Annotated in this window: 22 protein-coding genes; 18 read left to right on the forward strand and 4 right to left on the reverse strand. The window is 33.1% G+C overall.

The features are described 5' to 3' along the window. Window positions 1–84 precede the first annotated feature (84 nt). From SUDEN_RS06760 to SUDEN_RS06845, 18 genes are all read left to right on the forward strand, one after another. Window positions 85–1,548 carry a peptidylprolyl isomerase gene (locus SUDEN_RS06760; RefSeq protein ID WP_011372922.1) on the forward strand — a complete coding sequence of 488 codons (1,464 nt, stop codon included), beginning with the start codon at window positions 85–87 and terminating at the stop codon, window positions 1,546–1,548. A 1-nt stretch (window position 1,549) separates the two neighbouring features. After that, on the forward strand, window positions 1,550–2,911 hold the full coding sequence (gene ftsA, locus SUDEN_RS06765) for a cell division protein FtsA (RefSeq protein ID WP_011372923.1): 1,362 nt from the start codon (window positions 1,550–1,552) through the stop codon (window positions 2,909–2,911). Between the two features lie 10 nt (window positions 2,912–2,921). Then, a complete protein-coding gene (gene ftsZ, locus SUDEN_RS06770; protein ID WP_011372924.1) occupies window positions 2,922–4,040 on the forward strand; it encodes a cell division protein FtsZ in 1,119 nt (372 codons plus the stop codon). A gap of 70 nt (window positions 4,041–4,110) precedes the next feature. Then, window positions 4,111–4,539, forward strand: coding sequence for a hypothetical protein (locus SUDEN_RS06775; RefSeq protein WP_011372925.1), 429 nt, complete (start codon window positions 4,111–4,113; stop codon window positions 4,537–4,539). 15 nt (window positions 4,540–4,554) lie between these two features. After that, window positions 4,555–5,211: a Crp/Fnr family transcriptional regulator gene (locus tag SUDEN_RS06780; RefSeq protein WP_011372926.1), complete on the forward strand. Its 657-nt coding sequence runs from the start codon at window positions 4,555–4,557 to the stop codon at window positions 5,209–5,211. 3 nt (window positions 5,212–5,214) lie between these two features. After that, entirely contained in the window at window positions 5,215–6,150 is a 936-nt protein-coding gene (locus tag SUDEN_RS06785; protein ID WP_011372927.1) for a hypothetical protein, read from the forward strand. A gap of 123 nt (window positions 6,151–6,273) precedes the next feature. Further along, window positions 6,274–8,871: a Sec-dependent nitrous-oxide reductase gene (nosZ, locus tag SUDEN_RS06790; RefSeq protein ID WP_011372928.1), complete on the forward strand. Its 2,598-nt coding sequence runs from the start codon at window positions 6,274–6,276 to the stop codon at window positions 8,869–8,871. A 187-nt stretch (window positions 8,872–9,058) separates the two neighbouring features. Next, window positions 9,059–9,841 (forward strand): hypothetical protein, encoded by a 783-nt coding sequence (locus SUDEN_RS06795; protein ID WP_011372929.1) that lies wholly within the window; start codon window positions 9,059–9,061, stop codon window positions 9,839–9,841. 2 nt (window positions 9,842–9,843) lie between these two features. Continuing rightward, window positions 9,844–11,061, forward strand: coding sequence for a nitrous oxide reductase family maturation protein NosD (locus tag SUDEN_RS06800; RefSeq protein WP_011372930.1), 1,218 nt, complete (start codon window positions 9,844–9,846; stop codon window positions 11,059–11,061). Between the two features lie 3 nt (window positions 11,062–11,064). Next, window positions 11,065–11,805 (forward strand): 4Fe-4S dicluster domain-containing protein, encoded by a 741-nt coding sequence (locus tag SUDEN_RS06805; RefSeq protein ID WP_011372931.1) that lies wholly within the window; start codon window positions 11,065–11,067, stop codon window positions 11,803–11,805. A gap of 10 nt (window positions 11,806–11,815) precedes the next feature. Then, window positions 11,816–12,427, forward strand: a complete 612-nt coding sequence (locus tag SUDEN_RS06810; protein WP_011372932.1) for a c-type cytochrome — start codon at window positions 11,816–11,818, stop codon at window positions 12,425–12,427. 2 nt (window positions 12,428–12,429) lie between these two features. Next, window positions 12,430–12,930, forward strand: a complete 501-nt coding sequence (locus tag SUDEN_RS06815) for a c-type cytochrome (protein ID WP_011372933.1) — start codon at window positions 12,430–12,432, stop codon at window positions 12,928–12,930. A 14-nt stretch (window positions 12,931–12,944) separates the two neighbouring features. Continuing rightward, window positions 12,945–13,850, forward strand: a complete 906-nt coding sequence (locus tag SUDEN_RS06820; protein ID WP_011372934.1) for a NapH/MauN family ferredoxin-type protein — start codon at window positions 12,945–12,947, stop codon at window positions 13,848–13,850. A 3-nt stretch (window positions 13,851–13,853) separates the two neighbouring features. Beyond that, window positions 13,854–14,492 (forward strand): ABC transporter ATP-binding protein, encoded by a 639-nt coding sequence (locus SUDEN_RS06825; protein WP_011372935.1) that lies wholly within the window; start codon window positions 13,854–13,856, stop codon window positions 14,490–14,492. Continuing rightward, window positions 14,479–14,928 (forward strand): hypothetical protein, encoded by a 450-nt coding sequence (locus SUDEN_RS06830; protein ID WP_011372936.1) that lies wholly within the window; start codon window positions 14,479–14,481, stop codon window positions 14,926–14,928. Before SUDEN_RS06825 ends, SUDEN_RS06830 begins: the two co-directional genes overlap by 14 nt. An 11-nt stretch (window positions 14,929–14,939) precedes the next feature. Next, window positions 14,940–15,767 (forward strand): ABC transporter permease, encoded by an 828-nt coding sequence (locus tag SUDEN_RS06835; RefSeq protein ID WP_011372937.1) that lies wholly within the window; start codon window positions 14,940–14,942, stop codon window positions 15,765–15,767. Window positions 15,768–15,778: 11 nt separating this feature from the next. Then, on the forward strand, window positions 15,779–16,249 hold the full coding sequence (locus SUDEN_RS06840) for a nitrous oxide reductase accessory protein NosL (protein ID WP_011372938.1): 471 nt from the start codon (window positions 15,779–15,781) through the stop codon (window positions 16,247–16,249). Between the two features lie 192 nt (window positions 16,250–16,441). Beyond that, window positions 16,442–16,912 (forward strand): DUF302 domain-containing protein, encoded by a 471-nt coding sequence (locus SUDEN_RS06845; protein ID WP_011372939.1) that lies wholly within the window; start codon window positions 16,442–16,444, stop codon window positions 16,910–16,912. Window positions 16,913–16,950: 38 nt separating this feature from the next. Here SUDEN_RS06845 and SUDEN_RS06850 read toward each other — a convergent pair whose 3' ends face one another. The 4 genes from SUDEN_RS06850 to SUDEN_RS06865 all read right to left on the reverse strand — a co-directional run bounded on the left by SUDEN_RS06850 (window position 16,951) and on the right by SUDEN_RS06865 (window position 20,802). Then, window positions 16,951–18,303, reverse strand: coding sequence for an OprD family outer membrane porin (locus SUDEN_RS06850; RefSeq protein ID WP_011372940.1), 1,353 nt, complete (start codon window positions 18,301–18,303; stop codon window positions 16,951–16,953). Between the two features lie 232 nt (window positions 18,304–18,535). Then, on the reverse strand, window positions 18,536–19,660 hold the full coding sequence (locus SUDEN_RS06855) for a multiheme c-type cytochrome (RefSeq protein ID WP_011372941.1): 1,125 nt from the start codon (window positions 19,658–19,660) through the stop codon (window positions 18,536–18,538). An 84-nt stretch (window positions 19,661–19,744) separates the two neighbouring features. Beyond that, complete coding sequence (locus SUDEN_RS06860) at window positions 19,745–20,374, reverse strand: Crp/Fnr family transcriptional regulator (RefSeq protein WP_011372942.1); 630 nt, start codon at window positions 20,372–20,374, stop codon at window positions 19,745–19,747. Further along, window positions 20,371–20,802 (reverse strand): nitrous oxide reductase accessory protein NosL, encoded by a 432-nt coding sequence (locus SUDEN_RS06865; protein ID WP_011372943.1) that lies wholly within the window; start codon window positions 20,800–20,802, stop codon window positions 20,371–20,373. The genes SUDEN_RS06860 and SUDEN_RS06865 overlap by 4 nt, the downstream gene beginning before the upstream one ends.

Genomic DNA, 20,802 nt, shown 5'->3' on the forward strand with positions numbered 1-20,802 from the left:
ATAGTGGCATAACTGCTCTTTATCAAGGTTTAATACGAATTTACCTAAAATTACAGAAATATCACGCACAAGGCTCTAAACTCAATGATTACATGGATGCAAAGACATAAAAAATATCTAATTATTACTATCTGGATTTCTACAATAGCTTTTGTTGGAGCTGGATTTGTGGGTTGGGGACAGTATAGTTATGGAGATAAAGCAGGTGCTGTAGCAAAAGTAGGAAGTGTAGAGATTACAATGGGAGAGCTTCAAAAAAGCTACTCAAATATTTATGCTCAGTATTCACAGATGTTCAAAGGTGAATTTGATGAAGAAAAAGCAAAAAGTTTTGGCTTACAATCTCAAGCTTTAAACTTCTTAACACAACAAGCACTTGTTTTAAATCTTGCAAAATCCTATAACCTTGAAGTTAGTGATGAAGAGTTGTTAAAAGAGATAACATCTAAAGATTATTTTTTTAAAGATGGCGTTTTTGACAAAGATGTTTACAAAGATGTTCTTTCAAAAAACAATATTAAAACAAAAGAGTATGAAGCTGATATTAAAAAAGAGCTTTTGATTAGAAAAACTCTCTCCCTCCTCAAAATTCAAACAAAAGAGAGTGAACAAAAAATTATAGATACTGCATTTAGTATTGCTGATAAAATCGACTATAAAGTTTTAAATGCTAACCAAATTATTCTTGATACATCAAATGAATCATTGAAATCGTTTTGGGAGAAGATACAAAATAACTTTATGAGTGAAGTTAGTTACGATATAAAATATATAAAACATGATAAAAAATCTAATGAGTATAACGATGCAGCACTGAATGAATATTATAGTGAAAACAAAATTTCTCTAAAAGATGGTGAAGGGAAAATCATACCTTTTGAAGATGCTAAAGAGAAAATAAAGTATGAACTAGATGCTAAAGAGTCTAAAAAAGAGGCTCTAAAAAAATACGTTTCTTATAAAAAAGGAGAAATTGAACCTTCAGAGATACAAACTGCAACTATTTCCGCTTCAAACAACAGTTTTGGTACTGAAGCTTTTGAGGCTATATCAAAGCTAACATCCACCTCTCCTTTTTCAAAACCAATCATGGTTGAAGATAACTACTTCATCTTTGAGTTAGTAACTACAAACCCTGCAAAACCTAAGAGTTATGAAGAAGCTAAGAGTGAAGTATTGCCTATTTATGAGAGTGAACAAAAGAAAATAAAACTCGAAGAGTTAGCAAAAAAATCTTTTGCTACATTTAATGGAAAAATAACCGATTATATAACAGCGAATGATTCTTCATTACTAACAGATTTAACTAAAGATGAAGCTGACGAGTTTTTGTCAATTCTATTTACCTCGCAAGATAGAAGAGGATATGTAAATTTAGAGAGTGGAACTGTTGTTATGTATAACGTTTTGGAACAAAAGTTGCTAAGCAATACTAACACTGATCCAAACAATTCAATCAGTAGATTGAAGAGTACTATGTTTAATGAAGGTTTAGTAAAAAATCTTCAAAGCAAGTACAAAACTGAGATTTTTATCAAAGGAATATAAGTTGAGCAGAACTGTTTTAGCCATAGATATAGGTTCAACAAAAATATGCGCAATTATTGCTGAAATTGGCAGTGATAAATCAATATCTATAACAGGAGCTGGTGTTTGTAAAGCACAGGGTCTTAAAAGAGGAAGTATAACAAATATAGAACTTGCCTCAAAATCTATAAGAACTGCATTAAACGATGCAAAAAGGGTATCTGGAACAGAAGTTAAAAATGCTATAGTTTCTATCTCTGGTGCTTATACTAAAAGTTTGAATTCAAGCGGAATAGTTAACATTCAAAACAAAGAAGTTAGTTTTAAAGAGATAGAAAGAGTTATGCAGGCTTCTCTTTATAATGCAAACATACCAAACGAATACGAAGTTCTTCATGCGCTTCCTTATAACTTCAAAGTCGATGATCAAGACTATATAGAAGATCCACTAGGTATGAATGCTTCAAGGCTTGAAGTTGATACACACATTGTAACAACTCAAAAATCGAATCTTAACAACCTTAGAAAAGCTGTTCGTGGAGCTGGTGTTGAAGTTGATAATATAGTTTTAGCTGGGTACGCATCTTCTATTGCTACACTAAATAGTGATGAAAAAGAGCTAGGTGTTGCTCTTATCGATATGGGCGGAAATACAAGTAATATAGTAATACATTCAGGAAATTCAATAAGATACAACGATTTCTTAGGTGTTGGTTCAAGTCATGTAACAAGTGATTTATCTATGGCTCTTCACACTCCACTAAATGTTGCTGAGAGTGTAAAACTTACATACGGATCACTTTTAGCGCCAAGCAATGATTTGATAGAGCTTCCAATTATTGGTAACGAGAGTGCAACACATGAAGTATCGCTTGAAGTGGTGCATAATGTTATCTATGCGAGAGTGGAAGAGACGCTTATGATATTGGCTCAGTTTATTGAAAACAGTGGTCTAAAAGATAAAATGGGTGCGGGTGTAGTCTTGACTGGCGGCTTTTCTCAAATGGAAGGCATAAGAGAGTTGGCAATTGCTACTTTTGGCTCAGTTCCAGTTCGTCTTGCAAAACCAAAAGAGATGCATGGACTCTTTGACAACCTTCGTTCACCTGAATACTCAAGTGCTATAGGTCTTGTTATCTATGCCGCTTCTGCATACACTCTTTACGAAATAGATGTAAATAGAAGAGTAAGGCACTCAAATGAGGTATTTGAAGAGCAACAGCCTAGTATCAACTTAAGAGAAGATACTCAAATTCCAACTCCACCCTTTGAACAAGACAAACAAGCGCCTATGATGATTAATATAGGGCTGAAAAAAGAGAAGAAAAAAGATGAAGCAGGGGCGTTTAGCAAATTTTGGAACTGGGCAACCCAGTTATTTTAAGGAGAAGATTATGGAACCATTTTTAATTGAAGAAGCATGTAAAATTAGTGGCGCAAGAATTGTAGCGGTTGGTGTAGGCGGCGGTGGCGGAAACATGATTAGCCATATGATCAACAATGGTGTTACTGGTATCGAGATGATAATGGTAAATACTGATGCTCAAGCACTAAAAGACTCTTCTAACGCAACAACGATTCAAATCGGAACAAAACTAACAAAAGGTTTGGGCGCTGGCATGAAACCTGAAGTTGGTAGAGAGTCTGCACTTGAGAGTTATGAAGAGATTAAGAATGCACTACAAGGTGCTGATATAGTATTTATCTCTGCTGGACTTGGCGGTGGAACTGGAACTGGGGCTGCTCCTGTTGTTGCTAAAATTGCTAAAGAAGTTGATGCTCTTACCATCTCTATTGTTACCAAACCATTTATGTTTGAAGCTCCAAAAAGACTAAAACTTGCAAAAGCTGGACTTGAAGAGTTAAAAAAAGAGAGTGATTCTATTGTTGTAATTCCTAATGATAAACTTCTCTCTATTATAGATAGAAAACTCGGGATAAAAGATAGTTTCAAGATTGTTGATAGCGTTTTAGCTCAAGCTGTAAGTGGAACTGCTGGTGTTATCTTGTCAAATGGACAGGCAGATATTAACCTTGACTTTGCAGACTTAAAAACAGTTATGAGCCATAAAGGCATGGCACTTATGGGTGTTGGTGAACATGAGGGAGAAAATGCAGCTTATGAAGCTATCAAAGCAGCAATTGAGTCTCCTCTTCTTGATAATGTTTCTATCAACGGTGCGATGGGTGTTTTAGTACACTTTAATATGCATCCAAACTTCCCTATGATGGAAATTTCTGACGCTATGATTGTTGTTCAAGAGAGCGCACATGAAGATGCTGATGTAATCTTTGGTACATCAACAGATGAGTCTCTTCCTGAAGACTATGTAAAAATAACTATTATAGCAACTGGTTTTGAGAGAGATTTAAAAACTGTAACAAACAATGAAAATTTTGTAAGTGAAACATCTTTGCACATTCAAAAAGTACGTCCAAGAATTGTTGTTGGCGGGGATTTAGATGGTAGCCATTTAGACATTCCATCTTACATGAGAATACAGCAAGACTAATTTAATCCTCTGCTTCTATCTCCAAACATGGTGGGAAGCATTTTTGACAATATAATACAAAAGAGAAAATATGAAAATTTTACTTACCATTTTAACTGTTTTATCTCCTGTTTTGATGTTTGCTACTGACATAAGAAGTCAAGAACTCTCTACTCAAAATATGCAAAAACAAAACACTCAAATAACTAAACTTGCAGCTGATGAACTATCAAAAACACTTCCACAAACAATAGACAAACATACTAAACTTATTAAAGTTGCCTCAAATGAGACTGCTTTAATCTATATCTTTGAAATTGATGCAGCTCCAAAGAGTGATGAAGTGATAAAAAAAGAAGATCACAGTGGAATGAAAGAGGCTGTAACTATAGGTGTTTGTAGAAGTTCAAAGCGTTTTTTAGAAGCAAATATTACAATTACATATATTTACAACAGTGCGAAGAGCAAAGCAGAACTCTTTAGATTTGATATAGACAATAAGAGTTGCTCAAATCTTTAAGTAACAAGCAAAGACGTGCTACTTAAAGAAACACTCTCATCTTTAGATTTTTTTTCATCTCTTAATGATGAAGAGTTAGAACTTATTGCCTCCTTTAGTATCGCTACAACCTATGACAAAGAGTATATAGTTCACTATGAAAAAACACAAAGCACATCTTTACTTTTTTTACTAGAGGGTGTTGCAAAAGCTTATAAAATAGATAAACATAATAATGAAATATTTCTTCACTATATTTATGCTCCATCATTGATATCTGATGTTTCAAGTTATAAAAAAGAGACGCTCATCTCATTTTCAAATGTATCACTTATTGAAGATTCAAAAATACTTAACATTGATTATAAAAAATTTAAGGAACATTTTTTAGCAAAAGGGCATCTCTGTCAAGAGTTTGCAAATGAGGTAATTTTAAAATCTCAACAACTACAATCACTCATAAATCGAGAATTTATTTTTACTTCCGTAGCTAAAGTTGCTACAATGCTTCACGATGACTTGGATATGTTCAACTCTCTTAAGCGAAGCGAAATTTCTCTTATCTTAAATATTCAGCCTGAAACATTATCAAGAGTTTTAAACAGACTAAAAAGAGATAATATAATAGACTCTAAACATACAAAAATCACTATTTTAAATAAAGAGGCCCTTCTTGGGGTTTATGAGGAGTAAAAGATGAAAAAAATAAAAATAACTGGTGCGTTTATATTTATATTTTCAATAATACTAGCTTTTATTTTTAACTTTACGTCAAAAAATATCTCTGAGTATAACAATAAAATTGCTGTTATGAATATACAAAAAAATTTCACACAAGAGATTTCAAAAAATATTTTTTATTCATACAAACATCAAGACGACTCTTTTCAAACACTAGATAACTCTATTAAACTATTTTTAGAAAGTATGAGTGATGAAGACATCGGATTGCAAAAAAATGAAAAAATAAGAAAGCTCTGGAACAAATTTTATCTACATGTACAAAACTTTAGAGATCATGTAAAGAGAGAATCTATCTATTCAAATATTATTTTAGAAAAAGAGATTAAAGAGATTTACAATATAAATTTAGAACTTATCCTAGAGAGCGACCTCTTTATTGAGCAACAGATTAAGCTCTTCAATAAAACACAAAACAGTTATAAAACTATCCAGTATATACTCTTTCTAGTCTTGGTTCTGCTCTTATTATATCTATTTACACAACTTAAAATTGTAATGAATTTTATACAAAAATTTCTCTCAACTTCTAAAGAGATTATATCTAACTCATCAATTAAAACATTAAAACCTCTTGATATTCAAGAGAGCAACAATGAGATATTTGAAGCAGAAGAAAATTTTAATTTATTGATAAAAAAGATAAACAGCTCTATAGAATCTTCTTCAAACTCAATGGAATATACATATAAATCACTTGAGATTGTTGAGCAAAATATAGAAAATTTAGTAGAGCTAATTTATGCCATGAATGAAAATTCAAGAGATAAAGAACTTAGAAAAAAAGAGGATGCTATCATACAGTCATTTGAAGAGTTGGGTTCATCGATGAAAAAACTTATAAATCTAAAGAATGAGTTAGACGATTTAATCTCATATACAAAATCTTAACTTAAATTTTAAAATTACTCCAATTATTTGACCTTAGTCAAATTTTAACAAATATTTTTACTCTAGTATTATGTTTATGATTTGGGTGGTTTCTAACTTCTCAAATGATTAAAAGGAGATAAAATGACTAAGCATTCTAAAATACTTGTTTCGCTTCTAGTTGGTGCATCTGTAGCTGTGAGTGTGTCCTCAGCTGATGGTGAACTACAAAAAGTTATGAAAGCAAGAGGACTGAGTGAAGTAGATGTGGTTCGCGCTGCAAAAACTTATAACCCTTCAGGCGTTAAAGATGAATTCGTTGTATTTAGTTCAGCTGGTCAAGCTGGACAAGTTATCGTTTATGGTGTTCCATCAATGAGAATTTTAAAATACATCGGTGTATTTACACCTGAACCTTGGCAAGGATACGGATTTGACGAAGAGTCAAAAAAAGTTCTAAGACAAGGTAATATAAGAGGAAGAGAGATTAACTGGGGAGATACTCACCACCCTGCTCTTTCAGAAAAAGATGGAAAATATGATGGTAAATGGTTAGCTATAAATGATAAAGCAAATCCTCGTATTGCTATTATTGACTTAGCTGACTTTGAAACAAAACAGATAGTTGTAAACCCTGTTTTTAAATCAGCTCATGGTGGTGCTTTCTTTACTCAAAACAGTGATTATATTATTGAGGCGTGTCAGTACGCTGCTCCTCTTGATAATAACTATCACCCAATTGAAGACTACAAAGAAGCTTACCGTGGTGGTGCTACTATGTGGAGATTTGATCCTGCTAAAGGTAAAATCAACGTAAAAGAGTCATTTACTATTGAAATGCCTCCATATATGCAAGATTTAAGTGATTCAGGTAAAGGTGTGTCTGATGGATGGGGCTTTACAAACTCATTTAACTCTGAAATGTACACAGGTGGAATCGAAGTTGGTATGCCACCAAACGAAGCTGGTATGAGTAGAAATGACACTGACTTTTTACATGTATATAATTGGAAGAAACTTGCAGAACTTGCAAAAGATTCTAAAAATGTAAAAATCATTAATGATCATAAAGTTATACCTATGGATATTGCAGTTAAAAACAATGCTCTATTCTTAATTCCAGAACCAAAATCACCTCACGGTGTTGACGTTTCTCCAGATGGAGAGTATATTACGGTTTGTGGTAAGCTAGATACTCATGCTTCTGTATATAAATGGAGCAATATTAAAAAGCTTATTGATGCTAAAGAGTATGCTGGTAAAGACCCATACGGCATTCCAATTTTAGATATGAAAAAATCACTACATGGACAAGCTGAATTAGGTCTGGGGCCATTGCATAACCAATATTCAAACATAGATGGTGAAATTTATACATCTTTATATGTTGATAGTCAAATTGTAAAATGGAACTATAAAACACTTAAAGTTATAGATAAAGTAAACGTTCACTATAACGTTGGTCACTTATGTGGAATGGAAGGTAAATCAGCAGATCCTCAAGGGAAATATATCATCTCTCTAAATAAATTAGCGATTGATAGATTCCAAAATGTTGGTCCACTTCACCCACAAAATCACCAGTTGATTGATATTAGCGGTAAAAAAATGGATCTTCTTGTTGATATGCCTCTTCCTTTAGGTGAGCCTCACCAAGCAGTTGCAATCAGAGCAGAGAAGCTTCATGGGCATGTAAGATATCCTATGGGTACTAACACTAGAACTGATGAGATTCACGAAGGTAAAACACTTGCTGGTCAAGAGAGAATTGAGAGAAATGGAAACAAAGTAACAGTATATGCAACTGTTGTTCGCTCACATATCAATCCAGAAAGAATTACTGTAAATAAAGGTGATGAAGTTACATTCTATCTAACAAACTTAGAGCGTGCACAAGATGAGGCTCATGGATTTACTGTGGATCACTATAATATTCACGCTTCACTTGAGCCGGGTAAAACTGCAAGTCTTAAGTTTATAGCTGATATTGAGGGAGTATTTCCTTACTATTGTACAGAGTTCTGTTCTGCGCTTCACTTAGAAATGATGGGTTATATGATGGTTAAAGACCCAAATAAAAAGTACGAAAGTGCTCAAAAAATGAAAATGCAAACAATGACTCCTGAGCAGTTAAAAGCTGAATATGACAAAACTGTTGCAACAAATGCTGCTACTGACGCTGTTATCCAGTCTGTTGTTAAGTTCTTAAAAGAGAACAAATATGAGAAACATAAAGTTGTAGCTGATCTTGTAGCTGATGCTTTTGTTCAATATGGTCAAATTCCTGATCAAAAGAAATTAGCTGATAAATCTCTAAAAGATGGTGATATTGAAAAAGCTATTCTTTTTGAAAATATGATTTGGCAGTTAATGGTTAAAACAGCAGACGTTGGTATTAGAGCAAAAGACGCACTTGTTAGACTTGTTGCTACAAAACAATCAGCTGCGGCATCTGCTGGTGAAAAAGCATTTGGAGAAGGCGGTTGTGGCGGTTGTCACGTTATCGGTAAAGTTTCGTCTGGTCCAGACTTAACAGGTGTTCTTCAAAGACATGGTGCTAATGGAGAGAAATGGGTTAAAGATTTCATTATGAATCCTGAAAAGATGTATGATGAGCCTTATGTAAAAGGTATGATTGATTACTTTAACTTAAGAATGCCTAATCAGCATATGGATGAAAAAGAGACTAAAAACATTATTGAATACCTAAAATGGGTAGATGATAACGCAAATTTATTCTAATTCATTATAATAAAGAGTGTACAAAGGGAGGGAATTAAAATTCCCTCCCTTTTTTTATCTAAAAAAATTAAAAAATTCATAATTCAATCTTATAAAAGAAATTTTGTTATATAATACTGTTTAAAATAAAAACTGAGGATTTTTCTTAATCTTCAGATTTTATTTTATTTAAAAAGGAATTATTTCAATGCATAAAAGTATTATCAAAGCAAGAGTATTTGCCTCATTGGCACTTATAATCTTGACACTATCTTTTACCTTTCCAATGATAGCTTTTCATGGGACGTTAAACAAAATTGATGCTGGAAAAAAAGATGAGATTTCATCTTTTAGCAAAACTGTATGGAATCTCTATAACCAAGGCAGATACAAGAGTATTTCAACTCCAAAAGAGGCACATAACAACTTAGATGAAATGATAACATCTGCTTCTGAGATAGGTGTTGCATCACTTCCTATTTGGGCTGTATCTCTCGAGGCTCCAAACTATCCAAAAGAGGCTTTTCCACAAGGGATTCCTGTATATTTCCACTTTGATGGATATAGCGGAGAAGTACATGAGATGAATACAATCAATCACTATGTAGGAATGGATCCTATGTGGATTGGTGGAACTATTGAGAGAGAGATAGGTATATATGCTCTTTTAGCACTATCACTTGGAATGATATTTTTCATAGCTTATAATAAAAAAGTATTTAACTATATTTTATTAGTTCCAGCATCTCTTCCACTTCTTTTTATTGCTGATTATTCGTATTGGTTATATTGGTTTGGACACAACTTACATGATTGGGGTGCATTTAAAATCAAGCCGTTTATGCCTACTGTTTTTGGAGATGGCAAGATTGCTCAATTTACAACTCACTCATATCCTACTATTGGTTTTTATCTCATTGTAGCAATTGGGCTGCTTAGTCTTCTTGCATTTTTTGCAAAACAAAAAGCTCTCAAAGAGATGAATCAATAAATATGAACAAGTTAATCTTTGCCTTATTGGTTCTATTTTTACCACTTCTTGAAGCAAATATTTTGCAAGAAGCGATAGATAATGCACCAAGCGGCTCGATTTTAAGACTTCCTGCTGGTGTTTATAAAGGTAACATAATAATAAATAAACCCCTTACTATTATAGGTAAAGAGGCTGGTGTTATTATTGATGGAGAAAACAAAGGCACTGTAATTAAAGTAAAAAGCTCTTTTGTTACGCTTAAAAATCTAAAGATAATTGGTAGCGGAGATAGACATGAAAATATTGATGCAGCTATTGTTCTATCTGAGGTTAAACAGTGTGAAGTAAGTGATTGTATTATTGATGATTGTCTCTTTGGTATAGATTTACAAATGGTAAGTAACTCTATAATTTCAAACAACACCATAACTTCAAAAGATTTTGAGCTTGGTTTAAAGGGTGATGGTTTAAGACTCTGGTACAGTAACGATAATATCATCAAGAAAAACTCTCTTATACGCTCTCGCGATATGGTTATTTGGTATAGCCATGGAAACCTTATCGAGGAAAACTTTGGTGAATATTGTAGATATTCACTACACTTTATGTATGCTGGTAAAAACCATGTAATAAACAACAGATACCAGTACAACTCAGTTGGTATATTTTTCATGTACTCCAAAGATACTGTTGCTACTGGCAATTTTATAAAAAGCTCTTTAGGTGCAACTGGAATGGGTATAGGTTTAAAAGAGGTTACCAACTTTACAATTAAAAACAATACAATCTTATATTGTGCACAGGGAATGTATATAGACAGATCGCCTTTTGAACCAGATACTAACAACTGGATTGAAGAAAACAAAATACTATATAACTCTGAAGCGCTCCATTTCCACTCAATGAGTGAAAGCAATATTATAAAAAATAATAAAATAATGGGAAATATAGAAGATGTAGTAAATGATGGAGGGTCTAGTAAAACTTATAACAATGAGATAGTTCAAAATTATTGGGATAATTATGAAGGATTTGACAGAAATGGAGACAACATAGGAGATACACCTCACAAGGTTTATCAATACGCAGATCAACTCTGGATTTATAATCCAGGAGTAAAGTTTTTTTATGGTTCACCAGTTATATCTTTGCTCAATTTTTTAGCAAAGTTAGCACCATTTACAAAGCCGCTTTTTTTGTTTGAAGACAAAGAGCCGATAGTTAAAATCAAAGGATAAGTTTTGGAAACAGTTAAAACAGATAAAAGAGAGTTTATTAAATACTCCACTTTAGGAGTTTTAGGACTTGTTTTAGGTGGAGGAATGGTTTTTTCTCCATACGTCTTAAAAGCAGAGCATAGATTAAGACCACCAGGGGCGGTTGATGAGAAAAAATTTTTAGCTCTATGTATAAAATGTGGTCAGTGCCTTCAAGTTTGTCCTTACCACTCAATCAAACTCTCTGATTTTATAAGCGGGCATGGGGTTGGAACACCGTATATAGACGCTAACGAGAGAGGCTGTTATGCTTGTAGCGCTGTTCCTTGTGTACTTGCATGTCCAAGTGGAGCACTAGACCATCACTGTGAAAAACCTCAAGACATAAAGATGGGAATAGCTGTTTTAGAGTTTCCTAACACATGTATTGCAATGACAAATACACCTATTCCAAAAGGGTATAATGATAAAATGCATAAATTTACTAATGGTGTAGTAAATACGAATGAACTTGAGAGTAAAATTTTAGAAAAATTTGATTCTTACGAAGGTAAACAGTGTACGCTATGTGCTGACATGTGCCCAATCCCAAATCCGCTTAGTGCAATTTCTATGGTACGTGATAGCGGTGGTGGAAATAGACCTGAAATTTATGATGGTTGTATAGGTTGTGGAGTATGTCAAGAGGTTTGTCCAACAAATGTACCCTCAATTGTCGTAAAACCAAGAGTCACTTATGAACAATTTTACACAAAAAAAAGTTAAAGGATGAAAAATGAAAATCAATAAAACAGTCCTAATTTCTACAATTGTTTTACTTAGCATATTTAGCGGTTGTAGTGATAATACAAAAAAAGAGAGTGGACAAAGTGCTGCATCTAGTGAAGTGACTTCTGCAAAAAGCATTGAAGTATTAAAAAACGAAAATGCAGGGGAGATAAAAGTTGCTCTTAAAGAGGTAGATGCAAATCAGAGTCACTCATATTACTATGACTACAATATCAAAAGCGAATATGATATGAACTCTAAACCAGCCAACGATGATGCTTCTGTAAGAGAGAAAGCAAGAAGTGCTATTGATGCTAATTTACATGTAAGAAGCCCTTATGAAGGTGTTGAAATATCAATGGTTGTTAAAAAACTTAGCAAAAATTTTATTGTTAAGTGTTCTGCATGTCATAATGATTATGCAAATGGCGTAATTGGACCATCACTTCTAAGTAAAGATGCTGATTTTATATTTGAAAAAATTTCAAAATTTAAAGATGGCTCTGCTAAAAATGTACTTATGAAAGATTTGGTATTGCAAATGGATGATAAAGAGATAAGAGAACTCGCAGAAGAGATTTATGAATTTAACAAAAAAATTAAAGAGATGAGAAAATAGAGATGAAAAATATTATTGTAGCAACACTAACACTATTTATTCTTGGACTAATGGCTTATACTGCTTCAAAAGGAAGAGCATATCATGGTGGAGAACATGCAAAAGTTATAGAGAATATAGGTAGCAATACAAACACACAAGCAGGAGCTCAAAAGACAGCACAACCAGAAGAAAAAAGCGATAGAGATAAAGAGTCAGAGCAACTTAAAGCGCTTAAAGATAAAGCTGGAAATATTGGTGAAATCAAAGTAAGTGCTGAATATAAGAGTAAATGCTCTGCTTGTCATGGAGCTAATGGTTCTGGAGAGCAAGATGGAAGAGCGCTAATGGGACCTAAACTTTATGGACAAAGTGCTGAGAAACTATATAAAGATTTGGTAGATTTTAAAGCAGGAAGAAAAGAGAACATTATTATGAAGGGACTTCTTATCAACACAACTGAAGAGGAACTTAAGAGTTATGCTGATGAGATAGGTGCGTTTTCTTCTCAAACTAAACAGTAAAGGGGCAAATTATTATGGATAAATATAACTCTAGAGAGACCATAAAGCACTCCTCTTTTTGGTCAACTTTTTTTGATAGAACAAAAGATGGAAAGAAGATATTTAGCTATAGAATGAAAAGATGGATTGTAGTTATATCTGTACACCTTCTTTTTTTTCTATCTTTTCACATAGATATACAGACCTTAGAGGGAACATTAAATGGCTCAAGATTTTTAGGTTTTCACTTAATTGATATATTTACAACAATGCAGCTTTTTTTAGCTACTTATGAGTTGCCCGTAAATATGATTATCGGAACTATTACTATAGTAATTGTTTATCTCTTAGTTGGTGGCAGAAGTTACTGCTCATGGGTTTGTCCTTATGGTCTGCTTAGTGAGGTTGGTGAGAAGTGGCACAACACACTTGTTAATAAAAAAATCATTAAAGAGAGAAAGTTTGATCATAGAGTTAGACATATCTTTTGGGCTATGTTTTTGATTTTTTCTCTTGTTAGTGGTTATTTAGTTTTTGAAACTTTTAACGTTGTTGGAATTCTTAGCCGTATGATTGCTTATGGATGGAGTTTAGCACTTATATGGGTTGTAGTTGTTTTTGCCATAGAAGTTTTCTACTCTCGCAGAGCTTGGTGTACATATATCTGCCCAATAGGTACCACTTATGGTTATATAGGAAAAGTATCAGCACTTAGAGTTGAGTGGAATGATAATTGTGATCACTGTATGGTTTGCCATGATGTCTGTTTTGAGAATCAAGTTCTAGAGATTACTAAAGCAAAATATGATGCGCAAAGAGAAGAAAAAGGGATAACAAGAGAGTATATTACTGGCGCAGATTGTACATTATGTGGAAGATGTATAGATGTTTGTCACGCTGATGCGCTTAAATTTGATTTTAGATTAAAAAACTTGGTGTAGCAGATGATAGAAATAAAAAACCTAACAAAAAAATTTGGCTCTCATGTATCACTTGATGATGTGAGTTGTAACTTTAATAAAAACGACTCTGTTGCGCTTATGGGCGCAAATGGAGCAGGTAAGACAACACTAATCCGCTCTATTTTAGGATACTATCATCCAGATGGCGGAGAAGTTTTCATAAACGGATTAAATCCAATAAAAGAGCGAACAAAAGTGCTCCACAATATTAGCTTTGTTCCACAACTCCCACCTCCTATCAAACTAAGCATTGAAGAGCTTATGCACTATATAAGCGTGAGCGCTGATGTTGATAAAGAGCTTATCAAGCACTATGCCAATGAGATGAAACTCGATATCAGTGCAAATATGAATAAATCATTTTTTAAGCTAAGCGGAGGAATGAAGCAAAAATTGCTAATCGCTATAAGTTTAGCAAAAAAGAGCAATATCATCATTTATGATGAGCCAACAGCCAACCTTGATCCAAAAGCACGAGATGATTTTTACAGGCTTCTGAACAAAAATGAAGAGGAGAAAACTCTTCTATTTGTTACGCATAGATTAGAAGAGGTAAGAGATTTGGTCAATAGACAAATCTATATGGATATGGGAAAAGTTGTTTCAGATGAAATTTTTTAGCTTTATCTCTCTTTTTACTCTTCTTTTGTTTATATCTGCATGTAGTTCATCAGATGCAATAACCTCAGAAAATAAAAAAAGTTGTCCAAAGTGTAATATGACTCTTCCAACATCTAACATTCATACCGCAAAACTTGAAGATGACTCAAAGAGTTATTATTTTGATGATTTTGGATGTCTTGTTTTATGGGCAAAAGAGAAAAATATATCTTTAGTTGACAAAAAAATTGAGGTCTTCTCAAATGATACAAAGAGATATATAGATGCTAAAGCGGCTTATTTTATTATCAACGACAAAACACCTATGAGTTATGGATTTGGTGCGTATGAAAATGAGGTACTAAATTCTATAAAAGTTGAAGAAGTAGAGCTAAAGATGCTCAGGGGTGAGCATATGGCAAACCCAAAAATTAGAAAACAGATATTAGGGCAATAAGGAGTGTTTTTTTGAAAAATTTATATTTAATTGCATACTTGGATTTAAAAGAGTCTATAAGAGCTAAATGGTTTTTAGTTTACTCTCTTGTATTTGGCGGACTTATAGCTCTATTTTTTATAGCAGGTGTTACAGAGTCTCAAGTTATGGGCTTTAGCGGACTTAGCAGACTTCTGCTTATGTATATTCAAATAACGATAGTTATACTTCCTATCTTTATTTTAATAACTACAGTTCGCTCAATTTCTGGTGATAGAGATAACCACATTTTAGAGTACATGTTATCTTTTCCAATCTCTCTAAAACAGTACTACTGGGGTAAAATTATTGGTAGATTTATAACTGTTTATATCCCAGTACTTTTTGCTATGGTAATTGCAATAATTTATGGTGCGATTAAGGGTGCTGCTATTCCATGGAGCATCTTCTTCTTATATACAGGACTTCTTTTTTCACTATCAAGTACATTTTTAGGGATAGCATTTTTCATATCCTCTTTTGTAAAATCTTCAGAAGTAGCTCTTGGTATTGCATTTTTTATCTGGATATTTTTACTTGCTTTTATCGATATAGCTCTTATATCTCTTATGATGCAGCAGAGGTTCAATGAAGGATTTATCATTTTTATTGCCATGATAAACCCAATGGAACTCTTTAGAGTAGCTGCTATTTCACTCTTTGACCCTGAGCTTACAGTTATGGGTCCTGTTGCATATTATATTCTTGATTTGATGAGCCAAAAGGGCTTTGTATTGCTTTCAATCGGTTATCCACTCCTCCTAGGAATACTCTTTGCTTGGTTTGGATTTATGATATTTAAGAAAAAAGATTTAGTTTAAGGAGAGAATAGATGAAAAAAATTCTATTAGCGTGTGTACTTTTAAGCTCTTTGTTGTTTTCGTATTCCATGGATTATGATAAAGAGAGTGAGTGTTTAGTAAGAAAGATAAAAGTTCATAAAGGTCCACAGTGGGTATCTAAAATAGAGCTCCTTGATGGAAAAAAGTTATTTTTTAGCAGTCCAAAATCTATGTTCGAATTTTATCATCAACCAGGTCGATGGTTCGATATAGGCGTTAAGAGTGAAGATGATTTTAAAGAAATCTTAGTGATGGACTACAACTCTTTGCAGCCAATCAATGCAAAGGGTGCTTTTTATGTTTATGGAAGCTCGGTAACATCTCCAGCAGGTGATGATTTAGTTCCGTTTAAAAGTTATGAGGATGCTCAAGCTTTTGCCAAAAAGTATAATGGCAAAAGAGTTTTTGCTTTTAGCGATGTAAAAGAGTCTTTAATTAGACTCCTAAATAATAAACTCTAACCTATCTATAAAAATATTTATATCTTTTTGCAACGTCTTAAAGATTTAACTTTAACTTCCTAATTTTAAAGCTTTATTAACAAAAAATTAACATCTTGTTTATACTTAACAAGTACAATAGCGACAATAAATTTCTTGAAAGAGAAGTTTAAATATTACGCCTAAAATAAGGCAAAATTCAAAGGATATATAGTGAAAAAAATTATATTAGTGTGTTTGTTAACTTTGTCAGTTTGGGCAGCAGATAGCAATGTTTATAAGGTGAGTTACAATGCTGGGGTTGATAAAGTTTTAGGCAATATACTTAACAAGTTTAAAGCTGAGGGGTTGGTTGTTGTTTGGCAATTAGATATTTTAGAAGAGTTTAAACAAAAAGGTTTAGATAAGAAGTTTGGTGAAAACTTCAATAAAGCTGGATTGAGCGCAGTTAAAACTATAATTGTTTGTAATGGTAAATTTGGTAACGATATTATCAATGCTGATTCTGATATGATGGCATATTGTCCAGTTCGTGTTACATTGACTGAAAAAGATGGTGTTACAACAGTTCTTTATGTTCGTCCTTCTGCTGCTGATAAAGAGTCAAAAGCTTATCCATCTCTTGTAGAGTTAGAGAAAAAAGTTACTATGTCTATTGAAGAATCAATGAAGGTAGAAAAATAAAAATTTCTTAAAACTTTCGCATTTGCGAAAGTTTTTTGTTAAAATGTATATGCTACGACTGCACGATAGTGATTTTGTCTTCTCTCAGTAATTCCACCTGATAAAATACCGTTATACTCACTTACACGTCTTGAGTTAAATACTCTAAATAACCAATTTTCATTATATTTATAGTTAAGAGCAATATCAATTTCATAAGCATCATCTTTAGCTACCAATGCACCATTTGCTGCTTTTGTATCTGATTTACCATAATTTGCATAATCAACCATAAACTTCATACCCTTAATGATTACATAGTGACCTCCAAGTATATAAGCCTCTACGTCATCTCTGTAAGCATTTCTCGAGAAGATTGTACTTGTATATGCTGGATCTGCTCCCCATGCATTAAAATAGCCCTTTTCTGAAGCCGCATCTTTTTGATCGCCAGATTTATTTAGAGCAGCATATATACCCCATTTTTTAGTATCAAGTGCTATTTTGGCACCCATCATATTAAAATCTTTTTGACCAGCCAGTGAACTACCTGTATCTTTTTGCATTAAATATTGAGCATTTAAACTCACTGCCATCTCTTCATCAAGAAGTATTTTATATCCTACTTCCGCATAGTAATCATTTACAATTTCATCTGAATGATACGCCCAAAGGTCAGCTTTTAGATTTTTTACACCACTATATGTAGCACCGATGACAGTTCTGCCATCACTATTGCCATTAAGCCCAGCAACTCTTGACATACTTATAAATTCAGCTTGTTCAACTACTCCACCTTGCTGAATGAACTTAGTAGCAGCTCCGCCAGTAGTTGTACCTTCGCCAATTAGTCCAAAGTCAGTTGCTGCACGAGAACCCATAGACATTTTTGTAATCTGTCCAGCAGTTAAACGAAGTCCATCAACTGGATTGAATCCTAACATGTATGCCTCATAAAAATTTGGCATAAGTGATGCTGAAATCTTTGTTAGTGGAGTATTAAGAGTTTGTCTGCCTAATTTTGCATCAAAATATTTACTCTTATATGAAACATATAGTTCACCCATTAAAGCTTTTGATTTTCCATCTTTATCTACTACTAACCCTCCTGCTGGTTTTCCACCATCATTTGGTGTCCAATCAGTTATTCCGCCATCACCATTAACATACATGCCTACACCTACTTTTAGGTTATCTACTATATTGTCTGGTGTTTCGTATTTTAATTTTACCAGATAGCCAGCTCCCTCGCTAGGAGCCCAGCCATTTTTATTATCATCTATAACATACATACCCTTTAGCATAAAGTCCACAGTCCCAGCCTTTTTCCCGCCAACATCGATATCTGCTGCGTTGAGCAAAAGAGTTCCCGAGAAAGCTGCCACTAAAGACAATTTTATAACTTTTTTCATCTATAATCCTTTTATCAATTTCATTTGTAGTCTAAACTGTACCAACAAGGCTTAAATATATTCAAACTGCATAATTATAGTATAAGTCGATAATATAAATAACATGTTGTTTTTTTGTTAATAACTCTTCGCACCAAATCATTAAACCTGTAATACTTTCTTGCTATTTATATTCCCTGCTCTACATGTAGATTTTACAGAATAATTCTACACAAACTATTAGTAGAGTTACCTAAAAATCGAATTTCTCAGACTTTAAGATTCTAAATTTAGTAAACTCTTCATTTGCTTCAAGACCCAGTTTTTGTGCGCCCTCTTTAGTTATTCTTTGAACACCAAGAGTGAGTGTTAATTTATCACCTTTTTTAAGAATATTTGAGTAAGGAACCTCTTTTTTTGCATATATAAGAGTATCTTTTAAAAGAGCATTTGCACTCCATGGCATAACCTCTTTGGAATCTTTTGCTAAAACTCTCTCAAATACAAAAGGCTCTAGAGTGATAATTTTTCCATCTCTTAAAATTGTAGCTTTAAGAGTTCCAGCTCGCAAAGCTTGACCAAATAGCGCATGATTTGATTTGTTTATGATTAGAACATCAAAACCTTGAGCTTTTTGTGTAACTTTAAACTCTATATACTCTCCCATCTTATCGTTCATATGATATATACCAGCGATTCCATGAAAAGCATGAGTTTTTGTCTCATTTATAGTTACTTTAGAACCAACTACTTGAGGCATATGACATGTAACACAGCTGTTTTCATCTTTTTCGCTAATCACTGCATCCAACATAGTTATGTCAAAACTATGCTCATTGTTTACATGTGAGTGACAACCCATACATACATTTCCGCTATAGTAGTTTTCATTGTCATAGTTTATTTTATGATAAGGAGAGCTTTTTGGCTCTTTAACAAGTCCAAACCATGATTTTTCAGTTTTATACTCAGCACTGCCTTTTTTACCCTTTTCTGCTGTATAAAACTCTCTATCTTTGCCAGACAAAACGTTAGTATTGGACTCTTCGCCCTCTTCTATGCTTTTTATATTATGACAGTAAACACATGAGATAGGTTCCTCAACTTGAACCTCATTTTTAGCAACAACTCCATCTCTTAACGCTTTTTCATCACTAGGAGAGTGACATTTTGCACATGTATAACCTTTTTCATCTTTTGGATGTGCATCCCACATCGCTGCGTGTATAGGATTATTATAGATTGAGGTATTTTTATGAGAAGATTTATAATACTCTTCAAATATAATTGGGTGACATTTTTGGCATACCCTGCTCTCATTTGCGAATAGTGTGCTTATAAAAATTGAGATAAGAAAAGGTAAAATAAGATGGCGCATGGCTAACTCCGTTATGAATTTTATGTATTCTAACAAAGCTAGCAATAAGATTTATTGATATGTGGCAGTTAAAGCAGTTTTCTCTTAAAAATAGTTAGAAAGAGTCTCTTTATCAATATATTTTTTCTTAATATTAATAATTCCATTGTCTTTGAAAAATTTCAATATCCTAGATAATGTCTCTGGAGAAACTCCTAATATCTCGGCAATTTCGATATTTTTTGTCTCAAAAAAATCGTCACTGTGGCTATAAATATACTTTGCTACACGCTCTTTTGAGTCAAGGACTAGATTTGTAGAGATAATATTTTCAAGATTTTTAATTTTTTTTATAAGAGATGTCTGAATATTAAACGCTAAACTTGGATTTAAAAAGATAACCTCTTTGAGTTTTTCAAAATCTACCTTTAAAAACTCTACATCGCTATAAGCTTTAGCTGTTGCAGGATATGGAATATTTTCAAAATTTGCCACCTCTCCGATGAGTTCATTCTCATGAAAATATTTAAGAACTATCTCTTTATGGCTTGATGATGTCTTATAGAGTTTGATTACACCTTTTACTAAGAGGTAGAGATATTTTGGCTCATCTCCCTCATAAAATACAATATTATCTTTACTTACTTTATGGTCAGTAGTAAAACTCTCTATTTTTTTTATAGTATCTTCATCTACATTTTGAAAAAGGAGTGTATTTTTTAGATGTATTCTCATTTTATTTTTTTAATAACCTCATCATAAGTTAAAATCTCTTCACCCTCTTTAATAGACTCTTTTTTAGCATAAGCACTAAAACCAAAAGCCATTGGCGTTACGTTGCTAGATGTATAAAATGCGCTTCTTGCATCAATCCATTTACCGTCTGTAACATCAGTTATCCAGATTTTTGCACTATCTTTAAACTCTATCTTCTCTTCATCAAACCATAAAACCATACATCCAATATCATCAAATTTATAAACTTTTCCTTTAGTAGGATGTTGGAGTTGAACACTGTTTTTTCTATCGCTTAACACCATAACACATCTATCGCACATATCTCTATCCCAGTGTATCTTTGATGGTCCATCTTTAGGAGTATCTTGACATCCTAAGAAAAGAGATATAGCCACTAAAGGAAGTAACTTCTTAATTTTCAACAT

The organism is Sulfurimonas denitrificans DSM 1251, from assembly GCF_000012965.1.
Lineage (GTDB): Bacteria > Campylobacterota > Campylobacteria > Campylobacterales > Sulfurimonadaceae > Sulfurimonas > Sulfurimonas denitrificans.

Excerpts from the sequence above, each read along its gene's own strand:
- SUDEN_RS06785 (WP_011372927.1), top strand. The coding sequence starts at position 5,215 with ATGAAAAAAATAAAAATAACTGGTGCGTTTATATTTATATTTTCAATA.
- SUDEN_RS06775 (WP_011372925.1), top strand. The coding sequence starts at position 4,111 with ATGAAAATTTTACTTACCATTTTAACTGTTTTATCTCCTGTTTTGATG.
- SUDEN_RS06760 (WP_011372922.1), top strand. The coding sequence starts at position 85 with ATGATTACATGGATGCAAAGACATAAAAAATATCTAATTATTACTATC.
- SUDEN_RS06815 (WP_011372933.1), top strand. The coding sequence starts at position 12,430 with ATGAAAAATATTATTGTAGCAACACTAACACTATTTATTCTTGGACTA.
- SUDEN_RS06795 (WP_011372929.1), top strand. The coding sequence starts at position 9,059 with ATGCATAAAAGTATTATCAAAGCAAGAGTATTTGCCTCATTGGCACTT.
- SUDEN_RS06840 (WP_011372938.1), top strand. The coding sequence starts at position 15,779 with ATGAAAAAAATTCTATTAGCGTGTGTACTTTTAAGCTCTTTGTTGTTT.
- ftsZ (WP_011372924.1), top strand. The coding sequence starts at position 2,922 with ATGGAACCATTTTTAATTGAAGAAGCATGTAAAATTAGTGGCGCAAGA.
- SUDEN_RS06830 (WP_011372936.1), top strand. The coding sequence starts at position 14,479 with ATGAAATTTTTTAGCTTTATCTCTCTTTTTACTCTTCTTTTGTTTATA.
- SUDEN_RS06800 (WP_011372930.1), top strand. The coding sequence starts at position 9,844 with ATGAACAAGTTAATCTTTGCCTTATTGGTTCTATTTTTACCACTTCTT.
- SUDEN_RS06825 (WP_011372935.1), top strand. The coding sequence starts at position 13,854 with ATGATAGAAATAAAAAACCTAACAAAAAAATTTGGCTCTCATGTATCA.
- nosZ (WP_011372928.1), top strand. The coding sequence starts at position 6,274 with ATGACTAAGCATTCTAAAATACTTGTTTCGCTTCTAGTTGGTGCATCT.
- SUDEN_RS06855 (WP_011372941.1), bottom strand. The coding sequence starts at position 19,660 with ATGCGCCATCTTATTTTACCTTTTCTTATCTCAATTTTTATAAGCACA.
- SUDEN_RS06865 (WP_011372943.1), bottom strand. The coding sequence starts at position 20,802 with ATGTTGAAAATTAAGAAGTTACTTCCTTTAGTGGCTATATCTCTTTTC.
- SUDEN_RS06820 (WP_011372934.1), top strand. The coding sequence starts at position 12,945 with ATGGATAAATATAACTCTAGAGAGACCATAAAGCACTCCTCTTTTTGG.
- SUDEN_RS06860 (WP_011372942.1), bottom strand. The coding sequence starts at position 20,374 with ATGAGAATACATCTAAAAAATACACTCCTTTTTCAAAATGTAGATGAA.
- SUDEN_RS06810 (WP_011372932.1), top strand. The coding sequence starts at position 11,816 with ATGAAAATCAATAAAACAGTCCTAATTTCTACAATTGTTTTACTTAGC.
- SUDEN_RS06850 (WP_011372940.1), bottom strand. The coding sequence starts at position 18,303 with ATGAAAAAAGTTATAAAATTGTCTTTAGTGGCAGCTTTCTCGGGAACT.